This is a genomic window from Microbacterium sp. (assembly GCF_051953575.1).
Classification (GTDB): Bacteria; Actinomycetota; Actinomycetes; order Actinomycetales; family Microbacteriaceae; genus Microbacterium.
Genome location: NZ_JBQCIP010000248.1, coordinates 98,895 through 111,862, shown reverse-complemented (window position 1 = coordinate 111,862; position 12,968 = coordinate 98,895). Strand labels below are relative to the sequence as shown.

Here is a 12,968-nt window from a genome sequence, read left to right as displayed (position 1 = left end):
CTGGTACCTGACCGCCGTGTCGCTCGTCGCCTTCGGCGTGCAGGCGGCGGTGTTCGCCGCGGCGCCGGCGCTCGGCCTCGGGCTGACGGCATCCGCGGCGCTCTACCTCGCGTGGACCAACTCGCGCTTCACCCTCCGACCTGTGCTCGATCTCGACTCCGACTCTCACACCCACGACGCGGTGCCCGCGCGGGCTTGAGGCCCGGCACTTGTGCTGAGCGAGGCACGAGACGAAGCATCCGCATCCGCATACCTCCGAAGGAATACCTCATGACGTCCACCTCGCCTGCCCCGGGCACCACTGCCCCCCAGGTCGACGACGCCATCGCCGACGCCCTGTCGACGATCCGCCGCAACATCGCGAAGTTCGGCGCCGCCTACCCCGACGACACCACCGTCGACGACCGGTACGAGCTGCGCCCCGCCGAGCGCGGCATCCCGCTCGGTGGCAACCGCGGCTGGACCACGAGCTTCCGCACGGGCATGCTGTGGCTCGCGTGGGAGCTCACCGGCGCCGAGGACTATCGCGAGGCAGCCCTCGTCGACGTGGCCGACTTCGAGCGCCGCGTGCGTGCCGAAGAGGACCTCGACACGCACGACCTCGGCTTCCTCTACACGCTGTCGACGGTCGCGTCGTGGCGGCTCGGCGCCGACGAGGCCGCGCGCGACGCGTCGCTGCTGGCCGCCGACCACCTGATGCGCCGCTTCCTGGAGCCGGCCGGCATCATCCAGGCGTGGGGCGACCTGTCGGATCCCGCGCAGCGCGGCCGCACCATCATCGACAGCCTCATGAACATGCCGCTGCTGACGTGGGCGGGCGAGCAGACCGGTGAGCCGCGCTTCGACGACGCCGTGCGCCGGCACACCGCACAGCTGCGCGAGCACATCCTTCGAGAGGACGACTCGACGTTCCACACGTTCTACTGGGATGCCGAGACCGGCGAGCCGCTGCGCGGCGGCACGGAGCAGGGCGCGGCCGACGAGTCCTGCTGGGCGCGCGGCCAGGCGTGGGGCATCTACGGCTTCGCGATGAACTACGCGGTCACCGGCGACGAGCAGCTGCTGGAGGCATCCCGCCGCTGCGCCGAGTACTTCCTGCGCCACCTGCCCGCTGACGACGTGCCGTTCTGGGACCTCGTCTACACCGACGGCAGCGACGCCCCGCGCGACAGCTCTGCCGCCGCGATCGCGGTGTGCGGTCTGATCGAGCTCGCCTCGGTCGATACGGATGCCGCACGCGCCGCCGAATGGACGGCCCGGGCGCACCAGATCCTGGCGTCGCTGATCGAGAACTACACGCCCGCCGCGGCCGAGGACTCGGACGCCCTCATCCTGCACTCGGTCTACGACCTGCCGAAGGGCAACGGGGTCGACGAGGGCACCCTCTGGGGCGACTACTTCTACCTCGAGGCGCTCATGCGCGTCGCGCGTCCCGACTGGAAGAAGTACTGGTGAGACTCGTCACGTACGATGCCGCGTCGGGGCCCCGGCCCGGCGCCGTCGTCGGCGACCGCGTGCTCGATCTCTGCGGATACGCCGGGTCGGTCGCCGAACTGCTGGCGGATGCCGGTGCCCTGAGCGCCGCGGCGGCGGCGGTGGCGGCATCCGATCCCTCCGCACTGCCGGCGCTCGAGCCGTCGGGGCTGCACGCACCGGTCACGCCCGGCAAGATCCTGTGCCTCGGCTACAACTACCGGGGGCACGTGCCGGACGGCGTCGACCCGACGGCGAACGACCCCGAGTACCCCGACGTGTTCGTCAAGACCTCCAACACCCTCGCCGGACCGGCCGAGCCGGTGGTCATCCCGCCGGGCGCGACCGACGTCGACTACGAGGGCGAGGTCGCGGTCGTGATCGGCCGTCGCGCACAGCGGGTGTCGCTGGCGGACGCGCTCGACCACGTCGGCGGCTACACGATCCTCAATGACGTGTCGGACCGCGCCTGGCAGCGGGGGCAGAGCCAGTGGGCGCTCGGCAAGTGCTCCGACGGGTTCGCGCCGCTCGGACCCTGGATCGTGACGCCCGACGAGCTCGGCGACCCGCAGGACCTGCTCGTCGAGGTCGTGCGCGACGGCGTCGTCACCGTGTCGCAGTCGACCTCGACGACCATCTTCAGCGTCGCGTACGTCATCCACCACCTGAGCCAGGTGCTCACCCTCGAGCCGGGCGACATCGTCTCGACCGGCACGCCGCAGAAGCTCCCCGCCGCGCAGGACGCGCATCGGCCGCTCGCCCCCGGCGACGCCGTGACCGTCCGCATCTCGCGCATCGGCGAGCTCACCACCACCTTCGTCGCCGCACCCGACGCCAGCCAGGAGGCCACCGCATGATCCTCGACTCGTTCCGCCTCGACGGCAAGGTGGCCCTCGTCACCGGCTCCAGCCGCGGGCTCGGCCAGGGCGCGGCCCTCGCCCTCGCCGAGGCCGGCGCCGACGTCGCCCTCCTCGACCGCGGTGACGCCTCGGCGACCGCCGCCCTGATCGAGCAGACCGGCCGCCGCGTGCACCGCGTGCAGCGCGACCTGGTGTCGGCGACGCCCGACGAGCTGACCTCGACCGTCGACGAGGTCATCGCCGAGCTCGGCGGACTCGACATCCTCGTCAACAACGCCGGCACCATCCGCCGCTCCCCCGCCGTCGACTACCCGACGAACGACTGGGACGACGTGCTGTCGATCAACCTCGACGCCGTGTTCCACCTGTCGCAGGCGGCGGGACGCCACATGATCGCCCAGGGCGGCGGTCGCATCATCAACGTGGCCTCGATGCTGTCGTTCCAGGGCGGCATCCTCGTTCCGGCATACACCGCCTCGAAGCACGCCGTCGCGGGCCTCACCAAGGCGCTCGCGAACGAGTGGGCAGCCGCCGGCGTCACCGTCAACGCCGTCGCCCCCGGCTACATGGCCACCGACAACACCGCGCCGCTGCGCGCGGACGAGGACCGCGCGGCATCCATCCTGTCGCGCATCCCGGCCGGCCGCTGGGGCGACGCGTCCGACCTGCAGGGGGTCTTCGTCTTCCTCGCATCGGACGCCGCCGCCTACGTCACCGGCGCCGTCATCCCCGTCGACGGCGGCTGGCTGGTCCGCTAGGCCGCCGGCATCCGCTCGCCGAACAGAACAGAACACGCAGAACCAGGAGAGAACTCGTGACCGAGCAGCACATCCCGCAGCGCTACGCGACCAACCCCGCCCAGATCCCGGGCATGACGACGCAGGACCTGCGCGACACCTACCTGATCCCCGACGTGTTCGTGCCGGGCGAGATCCGCCTCACCTACACCCACCACGACCGGATCGTGCTGGGCGGCGCGGTGCCCGCCGGCGGCGTGCTCGAGCTCGGCGGCTACCCCGAGATCCGCAGCGACTACTTCCTCGAGCACCGCGAGGTCGGCATCATCAACGTCGGCGGCACCGGCACGGTCACCGCCGACGGCGAGGTCTACACGCTCGTCAAGGGAGCCTGCCTGTACCTGGGGCGCGGCATCCAGGCCGTGTCGTTCGCCGACGCCGAAGGCTCCGACAGCGGCGAGGCCGGCGCGCAGTTCTACCTGTTCTCGGCGCCCGCGCACACCGCGTACCCGGCCGCGCTCGTCTCGCCCGGCGAGGGCACCGTGCGCGAACTCGGCGACCAGCTCACCTCGAACCGCCGCACGCTCAACCAGTACATCCACGAGAACGGCGTCAAGAGCTGCCAGATCGTGATGGGCGTCACCGAGCTGCACCCCGGCTCGATGTGGAACACCATGCCGGCGCACACGCACGACCGCCGCACCGAGTGCTACCTGTACTTCGACCTTCCCGAGGACGCCCGCGTGATCCACCTCATGGGCGAGCGCGAAGAGACCCGCCACCTCGTGATCGCCGACCGCCAGGCCGTCATCTCGCCGTCGTGGTCGCTGCACTCGGGCGTCGGCACGTCGGCCTACACGTTCATCTGGGCGATGGCCGGCGAGAACCAGGCCTTCGACGACATGGACGCGGCCCCCGTCACCGACCTCCGGTGACCGGGCCGGCTGGATACGCTGGGTCGATGCCCCGCACCCTGCTCGCCATCGGCGAGACCATGGCCATGGTTGCGCCCGTGGTCGCCACGCCCGTCGCCGACGCCGCGGACTTCCTGCTGGATGCCGGCGGCGCCGAGTCGAACGTCGCCGCCCATGTCGCCGCGCTCGGCCATCGGGCGGTGTGGTTCAGCCGCCTCGGCGCCGACGCGCTCGGTCGGCGCATCGCACGGCAGCTGACCGCGCGCGGCGTGGACGTGTCGCGCGTGGTCTACGACGACACCCGCCGCACGGGCCTCTACGTGAAGGACCCCGGGAACGGCGTGCTCTACTACCGCGACGGCTCGGCTGCCTCGGCGCTGTGCGAGCTCGACGCCGATGCGGTGTCGTTCGACGGTGTGGACCTGCTCCACGTCTCGGGCATCACAGCGGCCATCTCCCCCACGGCGGCCGCGTTCCTCGTCCGCGTGATCGAACGGGCGCACGCGCACGGCGTGCGGGTGTCGTTCGACGTCAATCACCGGGCCCCGCTGTGGGATGCCGCCACCGCCGCCGCCCCGCTGCTGGAGCTCGCCCGCAGCGCCGACGTCGTGCTCGTCGGCCGCGACGAGGCCGAGACGCTGTGGGGCACGGTGTCGGCCGACGACGTGCGGGAGCTGCTGCCGGACGTCGCGGAGCTCGTCGTCAAGGACGGCTCGGTGGGCGCCACCGTCTACACCGACGGCGAGGACGTCTTCGAGGCGGCGCTCGTCGTCGAGGTCGTCGAGGCCGTGGGCGCCGGCGACGCGTTCGCCGGCGGGTACCTCGCCGGACGCCTCTCGGGCGATTCGCTCGCCGACAGCCTGCGCGCCGGGCACGCCCGGGCCGCGCGCACCCTGCAGACCACGACGGACTCGATCGACGAGACGTCGGCACTCGCCACGACCGGAGGAAACCCCGATGACTGAGAACACCGCGGACTGGTTCGACACCGCCTTCGCGGGCGCGCCGCTCATGGCGATCCTGCGGGGCATGGGCGTCGAGCGCTCGGTGCGGCTGTCGCAGACGGCGTGGGACCTGGGCATCGACTCCGTCGAGGTTCCGCTGCAGACCGACGAGGACGAGCGGGCGCTGCGCGCCGTGGTCGCCGCCGCCGCTGAGCGCGGCAAGATCGTCGGCGCCGGCACCATCATCGCGCCGGAGCAGGTCGCAGCGGCCGCGGACGCCGGCGCGGCATACCTCGTGTCGCCGGGTCTGGACCCCGTGGTGGTCCGGGCGGCGCAGGATACCGGCATCCCGATCCTCCCCGGCGTCGCGACGCCCAGCGAGGTGCAGCTGGCCGTCTCGCTCGGGCTCACCTGGCTCAAGGCGTTCCCCGCGACCTGGCTGGGCAGCGGCTGGTTCTCGCACATCCGCGGCCCGTTCCCGCAGGTGCGGTTCGTCGCCACCGGCGGGCTGAACGCCTCCAACGTCGAGGAGTACCTGGCGGCCGGCGTGCGCGTCGCTGCGGTGGGCTCGGCGCTCGAGGATGCCGCGCAGCTGGAGCGTCTCGCCGCGGTGCTGCACGCCCGCTCCGGCTCCGCGCAGTGACCGCCGCCTCTGCGCCGCGCACGTTCTCGATCGGCGACACCGACTTCCTGCTCGACGACGAGCCGTTCCGGGTGCTGTCCGGGGCGCTGCACTACTTCCGCGTTCACCCCGGCCAGTGGGCGGATCGTATCCGCAAGGCGCGGCTCATGGGGCTCAACACCATCGAGACATATGTCGCCTGGAACGCCCACGAGCCGGTCCGCGGCGAGTGGGACGCGACCGGCTGGAACGACCTCGGAGCGTTCCTCGACCTCGTCGCCGCCGAGGGGATGCACGCGATCGTGCGGCCCGGTCCCTACATATGCGCGGAATGGCATAATGGCGGCCTGCCGGTGTGGCTGACCGGGATGCCCGGCGTCGGGCTGCGCCGCTCCGAGCCGTCGTATCTCGCCGAGGTCACCGCCTACCTGCAGCGCGTGTACGACATCGTCGCGCCCCGGCAGATCGACCGGGGCGGTCCGGTGGTGCTCGTGCAGATCGAGAACGAGTACGGCGCGTACGGCTCCGACACCGCGTACCTCAAGCACCTGGTCGGGGTGACGAGGGATGCCGGCATCACGGTGCCGCTCACCACCATCGACCAGCCGAACGACCAGATGCTCCGCGACGGCAGCGTCGACGGCGTGCACCTCACCGGCTCGTTCGGCTCGCGGGCGACCGAGCGTCTGGCGACGCTGCGCCGCCACCAGCCCACGGGGCCCCTCATGTGCGCCGAGTTCTGGGACGGCTGGTTCGACTGGTGGGGTGCCGCGCACCATACCACGTCGGCGGCCGACTCCGCCGCGGAGCTCGATGCGCTGCTGTCGGCCGGCGCCTCGGTGAACTTCTACATGTTCCACGGCGGCACAAACTTCGGCCTGACCAACGGGGCGAACCACAAGGGCCGCTACCTGCCCATCGTCACGTCGTACGACTACGACGCCCCGCTCGACGAGGCCGGCCGGCCGACCGACAAGTACTTCGCCTTCCGCGACGTCATCTCGAAGTACGCGCCGGTGCCCGACGAAGCGCCGGGCGCGGGTGCCGCGGCTCCGGCCTTCGAGGTGGCTGTTCAGCCGGTCGCGACGGCCGGGGTCGTTCCGGCGCGGGGTGAAACCCGTCATGAGGTGCCGCCGACGTTCGAGCAGCTCGGGCACCTGAGCTCGCTCGTCGCCTATGAGACCGCGCTGCCGGACGGGGGAGTGCTGCGCTTCGGCGAGGTGCGCGACCACGCGTGGGTGTCGGTCGATGGCGTGGCCGTCGGAACCCTGTCGCGCACACGCGGCGAGGATGCGCTGGTCGTGCCCGCCGGGGAACGGCTGCGCGTGCTGGTCGAGGAGCAGGGGCGCGTCAACTACGACGTGCGCCTGGGTGAGCCGAAAGGCCTGGTCGGCGGTGTATTCCTCGACGAAGCGCCGCTCGCCGGGTGGACCGCGACACCGATCGACGTGGCCGCGGTCGGTGCGGCGGCCGCCGCGGCTCCGCCCGGCGTCGCGGGTGCCGTCGGCCCGTTCGTGGTCCGCGGCCGGTTCGCGCTCGACGAGCCGGCGGACCTGTTCCTCGACACCGCCGGGTGGGGCAAGGGTTACGCGGTCGTCAACGACTTCGTGCTGGGCCGGTACTGGTCCAACGGCCCGCAGCGCACGCTCTACGTGCCGGCTGCGGCGCTGCGTGCGGGCGAGAACACCGTGGTGATCATCGAGCTCGATCGCGTCGCCGACCCCGTGGTGCGCTTCGTGGCCGAGCCGGATCTGGGGCCGCGCGAGGAGTAGGCGGGCGCGTGCTCAGAGGTCGGAGTAGTCGTTCGCAGGGGCGGCGATGGCGGTGACGACGCCGTCCACCGCCGTGACGTCGATGTAGGCCTGCCCCATCTCGCCGGGTCTGCTCAGCGACTGCGTGCCCTCCACCGGCTGCGGTTCGACACCGAAGTAGTGCGACGCTCCGTCGCTCCACGTCTCGAAGCCACCCGCGCTGACCACGTCGTCGCTCGTCGAGCCCACCCGGATCCCCTGCGACGTCGAGACAGGGATCCCACCCAGCGTCGCCGCGGTGATCCGGACACCGGCCGCACCGTCGGTCATCGCGGAGACCGTGATGCCATCCCAGGTGTACCTCTTGCCCCAGACCTCACCGTTGCCCCAGGGGTCGGGGATGTCTTCGCCTTCTGGCGACAGGCCCGTGACCTCTGCAACGAAATCGAGCAGCAATTCGGGCTCCGTGTAGAGGTAGGTGACGGACTCTCCGTCATGATTCCCCACAAGCGCGTCGACGCCCACGGTGATCGAGTCCTCCGGGGTGGTGGGCGTAGGTGTGGGTGTGGAGGTGGATTCGACGGTGGGGGCGGTCGACGGGGTCGATCCGCCGGCAACGCCCGCAGAGGAGGTCGACGCACAACCGGTCAGGACGAGCGCGGCCAGCATTATGAACGCGACGGCATGCTTCTTCACAGGGGCCAATCTAATGCGTCCAGAGCGGGGCAACGTCACGATCCTGCATCGGCTCCGTTGCCTGCAAGCGCTTACACTCCGCGCTGGGAACTGGTTTACTGAGCGGATGCCTCCCCTCTCCGTCATCGCTCCCATCACCGCCGCGCGGGTCGCCGTGTGCGGCCCGGCCTCGTGGAACCACCTGATCGTGCTCGATCGGCTGCCCGAACCCGTGCCGCACATGCAGTTCGCGCTCGGCGACCATCACACGCTGGGCGGCACGTCCGCGGGCAAGGTGCTGCACCTCGCCGATCAGGGGGTCGATGTGACACTGCACGCTCTGCTGGGTGACGACGCCGATGGCCGACTGGTCGCGTCAGCGCTAACGACGGCGAATGTGCCTGTCGCGGCATATAACTCGGAGCGCACCGAGCGGCACGCGAACCTGATGACACAGGCGGGGGAGCGAGTGAGTCTGTACCTGTCCACTCCGTCGTCGCCGGTGCCGTCGGACCTCGACCGGATCGATGAGGCGGTCGCTCAGGCTGAGATCGCCGTGATCGACCTCAGCGAGCTCGGTGCGGCTCTCGTCGAGCGTCGGCGTGCGGGCGCTGTCGGAGCACCGATCTGGACCGACCTCCACGACTACGACGGTTCTTCGGCGTTCCACGAGCCCTTCTTGCGTGCCGCGGACGTGGTGTTCATGAACGACGACGGCACCGCCGACCCGTGGGCGCTCATGCAGAGCTGCCTCGACCGCGGCCCGCGACTGGCGGTCTGCACGCTGGGGGCGCGGGGTGCCATCGCCCTGACGGCGGCGGGGGAGCGGGCCGAGACACCGGCGGTGCCGGTCGAGGTGGTCGACACGAACGGTGCGGGCGACGCGTTCTTCGCGGGGTTCCTCGCGGCATCGCTCGCCGGCGAGGACCTGGAGGGATGCCTCGCCGCCGGCGCCCGTCAGGCCACCGTCGCTCTCGCGTCCGTGCACCTGCACCCGGCCGTCGCGTCGCGCTGATCGCCTACGTGCCGGTGTTCAACCGGAAGATAGCGTCCTTCTCGGCGGCGGTCAGGTCGGACTCGGCGAGCACCTCCTGCAGCACCGGTGATTTGCCTGCCAGGTAGGCGTCGATGTCGAGGTCGGGGTCCTGCGCGAGCGCGACCTTGACCGCTCCGTACCGATCCCTGAGGTCGGCGCGGCGTCGAAGGATGTCGCGCACCGCGAGATGGTTGCGCACGTGCAGCGTTCCCGCGACGCACACGTAGACGTTCCGCCGCGGCTCGTCGGGCGCGGCCATCGACTCGCGGTCGGTCACGCCCAGATCGCCACGGTGGGTATAGCCGGCCGCCACGAGCGCGGCGATCGCGGCATCCACGTCCTCGCGTTCGACGATGACGTCGATGTCGATCACGGGCTTCGCGGCGAGCCCGGGCACCGATGTCGAGCCGACGTGCTCGATCGCGACGACCGGCACCCCGGTGAGTGCGCGGGCCAGGTCGGCCGCGACCTCGGCGAACCGGGTCGGCCATTCGTCGGAGTAGGGAACGACGGTGATGGGCATGCCGACCAGCATTCCAGCCGGCGAAGGGATCAGGCCGCCGCTGCGCCTGGGATCTCGTCGATCGAGTAGTACACGGGGATGCCGCGGCGCTGAGCGATCGCGACGTCCTGGTCGGCCCCGCGCGAGTCGCCCGGCAGTCGTAGGACGGCGTCGCAGTGCTGCAGTAGCCGCTCGGCGGTCGGGTACATGACCTCCGCCGCCAGCGGGTCGGCGGGGCCGCTCGCGCCGGCGCTGGAGAGCACGGGCAGCGCCACCCACTCGCCGATCATGGGCACGTGCCCGGCGCGGAAGATCGGCCAGGCCGCCTCTTCGAGCCGCGTGAGGTTGCGCGACATCAGCTCGGGGTCGCCTCCCGTCCCCGAGGCGTAGGGTCCGGCGATGAGAATCAGCATAGGATGGCTCATAACAGGCAAGATACAGCACGAACGTGCACAAACAGGAAGGCCCGGATGCTGTCCGCCGCACGCAAGGACCTGATCCTCGACCGCCTCCGCCGCGACGGACGCGTCGTCGCCAAGGAGCTGGCGACGGAACTCGGCCTCTCCGAAGACAGCATCCGCCGCGACCTGCGCGAACTCGACTTCCAAGGTCTCGCCGTCCGCGTGTACGGCGGCGCGCTTCCTGCCTCGCCGGCCGTCGTGGACTACGCCAGCCGCACCGCGGTCGCCCCCGACAGCAAGCGCCGCGTCGCCGCCGCGGCAGTGGAGTTGATCGATCCGGGCGCAACCGTGATCCTCGACGGCGGAACGACGACACTCGCGATGGTCGCCGCGCTGCCGAGGAGTCTGGCATGCACGATCATCACGCACAGCCCCACGGTCGCCGCGGCCCTGCTCGACCACGCCGCCGAGGTCTACCTGATCGGCGGACAGCTCTTCAAGCACTCCGCCGTCGCCTGCGGCGCCGCGGCGGTCGAGGCGGCGAACAGTGTGAGCGCGGACGCCTTCTTCCTCGGCGTCACCGGGGTGCATCCGACCGCGGGGCTCACGACCGGACACCCCGACGAGGCGGCGATGAAGCGGGCGCTGGCATCCCGGGCCGCCGACACGTACGTGCTCGCCAGCACCGACAAGATCGGCACGGCCTCGCGGTTCGGCGTGCTGCCCTTCGACGCGACCACGGGGATCATCACCGACACCCCGGCGGACGACCCGATGTCGCGCGAACTCGTGGCCGCCGGGGCCGTGCTCCTCCACGCCGGGGGAGGGGTCTGACCGGTGCGGCGCTGGCGGCGGCATCCCTTCTTCGCCGGCGGAGCCGCCGACTCCGCGCGGCGCTGGAGAGTCGCCTCGGCTAGGCCAGCGTGAGTGCGGGCTCCGGTCGGTGCACGCCCCGCGGGCGGTAGCCGAGTGCGTCCGAGACGCCGGCGAGGTCGGCGAGGTACCAGAGGATCGCGAGCCACATCTCGGTGCCCTGCAGCCCCGGCTCGGTCTCGGCGAGTCCGCGCGTGGCGGGGGAGGGCTCGCGGAACGAGAACCCGGCGCGGGTCGTCCAGGTCTGCAGCGCGTCCGACAGCAGCCGGGCGGCGAGGTCGCGCACCTCGTCGACGCGGTAGCCGCTGCCGCGTGTCAGCCACAGCGGGTGGGCGATGTCGAGCACGTTGCAGGCGTTGCGGGCTCCGGGCGCGAACCACCTCGGTGAGCGGGTATGGCGCAGGACCGTGTCGATCACGCGTTCGGGTCGGGGGAGCGGCACTCCGAACTGCGCGAAGGTGCCGCGCGACGCGCGGTAGAAGCCGTTGACCACGGGGAGCAGATCGCCGTCGGTCGCCGGGGAACCCCACATGCCCGTGTGGGGGTCGGTGCGCAGCAGCAGCCAGCCGAACAGCGCCTCCTCCACACCGGGCGGGATCGCATGCCCCGCGCGCTTCGTCCACAGGATCGCCGTGCCGAAGCCGTCGATGTGGTGCCCCGCGCCCCACGCGTCGGTGGCCCACGGCAGACTCTCGCAGAACGCGACCACCCGCTCGGGCGTCGCAGCCGTCACCCACGTGAGAGGAGACGAGAACGACGAATCCAGCAGATCCAGCGCGTAACCGACGCTCAGCACGTGGTACGCCACATCGGGGTGCGAGAACCCGAGACCCTCCTGCGGGCGGCCCGAGACATCGAGCGGTGCAACGGCGCCGGTCGCAGCATCCTGCCAATCCTGAAGCCGGCGGATCTGCGCGGCCGCCGACGCCTGCGCGGGAGGCGTGCCCAGCAGCAGATCGGCGATCTCGATCGCGTCGCACTGCGCGCGCACCGTGGGTGTCGCCCCCGGCTTGTCGGCGAAGAGGGCGAGGTCATCCCGCCAGGCGCGGTCAAGGACAGCGGATGCCTCGCCCCGCGCCCGTTCGGCGAACTCAGCCACTCGCTCGGCCAGGCCGTCATGCGCGTCCGTGAGGGCGGCGCCGGCGCGAAGCCGGGAGACGTCGGAACGTGGCCCGGACGGGGAAGACGCCGGCCCGGATTCCGTTCCGGCGCCGGTGTGTGCGCCCTCGCCGGCCCCCGTGTCGGCTTCGGCGGGCGAGAAGCCGCCATGACCCTGCGGGCCGGACGAGTCGGGTGCACGAGACGTGCCGAGGTCGTCGTCGGCACCGGGATCGATCGCCGCCTGCCCCGCCTCGTCGTCCTCGGCCACGGCAGGCGCGAACGTGCGGGCGGGATGCCCGCCGGCCAGGGCCGGCAGCAGGCCGAGGGCCGGGGCATCCGCCGCTTCCTCCGGTTCTGGGGTGGAGTCCTCCGGGGCGCGCGCGGCCGCCTCGGCGGCCGCAGTGGGCGCGATGCCGGTGTCGTCGGGCTCGACGCGCCAGCGGATGAAACGGGCCGGGTTGCCGCCGACGACAGCGCCCTCCGGCACATCCTTCGTGACGACCGCGCTCGCCGCGAGGACGGAGTGCGAGCCGACGCGCACGCCGTCGAGGATCACGACGTGCGAGCCGATCCAGACGTCGTCGCCGATCTGGATGCCCTTGGATGTCAGGGGCTGCCGGAAGACCGGGGTGCCCGACTCCATCGAGTGGTTGAACCCGAGGATGGACGTGTGCGCGCCGATGCGCACCCCGTCGCCCATCGCCACGCGACCGCGGATGACCGTGTACGGGTTGACACTGCAGTCCGCGCCGGTGACGAGATCACCGGTCAGGTACGCGCCGGCTGCGACGTACGTGCGGTCACCGAGCTGGAGCGAGTCGTTGTCGATCGACGCGAGGCCCGAGATGAAGCACTCGTCGCCGAGGGCGTGGCGAGGATGCCCGTCGACGAGGGCCTGCTGCAGTGCGAGCTGCGCCTCGCGGTCGTCGACGGAGGCTTCTCGCCAGAAGTCCCAGGGCGAGTATTCGTGGGCGGCGATGGCGGGCATATGCACCAGTATGGTTCGACCCGGCCGTGCCGGTGCGGGTGAATCCCCGGGGTCGCCGGGATCGGTGTCGCGCCTCTCACGACCGGATCGC

General features: G+C 71.7%; 13 protein-coding genes and 1 pseudogene. 10 read left to right on the top strand and 4 right to left on the bottom strand.

Going from position 1 to position 12,968, the window contains the following annotated elements:
* The 8 genes and pseudogenes from ACTHNQ_RS15735 to ACTHNQ_RS15700 all read left to right on the top strand — a co-directional run.
* A pseudogene (locus ACTHNQ_RS15735) lies at positions 1-199 on the top strand (ferredoxin-NADPH reductase); the annotation flags it as partial.
* Between the two features lie 71 nt (positions 200-270).
* Complete coding sequence (locus tag ACTHNQ_RS15730) at positions 271-1,455, top strand: glycoside hydrolase family 88 protein (protein ID WP_440334888.1); 1,185 nt, start codon at positions 271-273, stop codon at positions 1,453-1,455.
* Positions 1,452-2,330: a fumarylacetoacetate hydrolase family protein gene (locus tag ACTHNQ_RS15725; RefSeq protein WP_440334886.1), complete on the top strand. Its 879-nt coding sequence runs from the start codon at positions 1,452-1,454 to the stop codon at positions 2,328-2,330. The genes ACTHNQ_RS15730 and ACTHNQ_RS15725 overlap by 4 nt, the downstream gene beginning before the upstream one ends.
* Positions 2,327-3,091, top strand: a complete 765-nt coding sequence (kduD, locus tag ACTHNQ_RS15720; protein WP_440334884.1) for a 2-dehydro-3-deoxy-D-gluconate 5-dehydrogenase KduD — start codon at positions 2,327-2,329, stop codon at positions 3,089-3,091. Before ACTHNQ_RS15725 ends, kduD begins: the two co-directional genes overlap by 4 nt.
* A gap of 56 nt (positions 3,092-3,147) precedes the next feature.
* On the top strand, positions 3,148-4,005 hold the full coding sequence (gene kduI / locus ACTHNQ_RS15715; protein WP_440334882.1) for a 5-dehydro-4-deoxy-D-glucuronate isomerase: 858 nt from the start codon (positions 3,148-3,150) through the stop codon (positions 4,003-4,005).
* A gap of 26 nt (positions 4,006-4,031) precedes the next feature.
* On the top strand, positions 4,032-4,949 hold the full coding sequence (locus ACTHNQ_RS15710; RefSeq protein ID WP_440334880.1) for a sugar kinase: 918 nt from the start codon (positions 4,032-4,034) through the stop codon (positions 4,947-4,949).
* Complete coding sequence (locus tag ACTHNQ_RS15705) at positions 4,942-5,571, top strand: bifunctional 4-hydroxy-2-oxoglutarate aldolase/2-dehydro-3-deoxy-phosphogluconate aldolase (RefSeq protein WP_440334879.1); 630 nt, start codon at positions 4,942-4,944, stop codon at positions 5,569-5,571. Before ACTHNQ_RS15710 ends, ACTHNQ_RS15705 begins: the two co-directional genes overlap by 8 nt.
* Positions 5,568-7,322 (top strand): glycoside hydrolase family 35 protein, encoded by a 1,755-nt coding sequence (locus ACTHNQ_RS15700; RefSeq protein WP_440334877.1) that lies wholly within the window; start codon positions 5,568-5,570, stop codon positions 7,320-7,322. The genes ACTHNQ_RS15705 and ACTHNQ_RS15700 overlap by 4 nt, the downstream gene beginning before the upstream one ends.
* Before the next feature lie 12 nt (positions 7,323-7,334).
* On the opposite strand, the gene ACTHNQ_RS15695 is transcribed toward ACTHNQ_RS15700, so the two are convergent.
* Positions 7,335-7,997, bottom strand: coding sequence for a hypothetical protein (locus tag ACTHNQ_RS15695; protein ID WP_440334875.1), 663 nt, complete (start codon positions 7,995-7,997; stop codon positions 7,335-7,337).
* Positions 7,998-8,103: 106 nt separating this feature from the next.
* Here ACTHNQ_RS15695 and ACTHNQ_RS15690 point away from each other — a divergent pair, with 106 nt between their 5' ends.
* The gene (locus tag ACTHNQ_RS15690) at positions 8,104-8,991 is read left to right on the top strand and encodes a carbohydrate kinase family protein (RefSeq protein ID WP_440334873.1); all 888 of its coding nucleotides are present in this window, start codon (positions 8,104-8,106) and stop codon (positions 8,989-8,991) included.
* 4 nt (positions 8,992-8,995) lie between these two features.
* Here ACTHNQ_RS15690 and ACTHNQ_RS15685 read toward each other — a convergent pair whose 3' ends face one another.
* Positions 8,996-9,535: a GrpB family protein gene (locus tag ACTHNQ_RS15685; protein WP_440334872.1), complete on the bottom strand. Its 540-nt coding sequence runs from the start codon at positions 9,533-9,535 to the stop codon at positions 8,996-8,998.
* Positions 9,536-9,564: 29 nt separating this feature from the next.
* Positions 9,565-9,927 carry a DUF4406 domain-containing protein gene (locus tag ACTHNQ_RS15680; RefSeq protein WP_440334870.1) on the bottom strand — a complete coding sequence of 121 codons (363 nt, stop codon included), beginning with the start codon at positions 9,925-9,927 and terminating at the stop codon, positions 9,565-9,567.
* A 57-nt stretch (positions 9,928-9,984) separates the two neighbouring features.
* On the opposite strand from ACTHNQ_RS15680, the gene ACTHNQ_RS15675 reads away from it, so the two are divergent.
* Complete coding sequence (locus ACTHNQ_RS15675; protein WP_440334868.1) at positions 9,985-10,749, top strand: DeoR/GlpR family DNA-binding transcription regulator; 765 nt, start codon at positions 9,985-9,987, stop codon at positions 10,747-10,749.
* 79 nt (positions 10,750-10,828) lie between these two features.
* Here ACTHNQ_RS15675 and ACTHNQ_RS15670 read toward each other — a convergent pair whose 3' ends face one another.
* On the bottom strand, positions 10,829-12,877 hold the full coding sequence (locus tag ACTHNQ_RS15670) for an acyltransferase (protein ID WP_440334867.1): 2,049 nt from the start codon (positions 12,875-12,877) through the stop codon (positions 10,829-10,831).
* Positions 12,878-12,968: the final 91 nt, after the last annotated feature.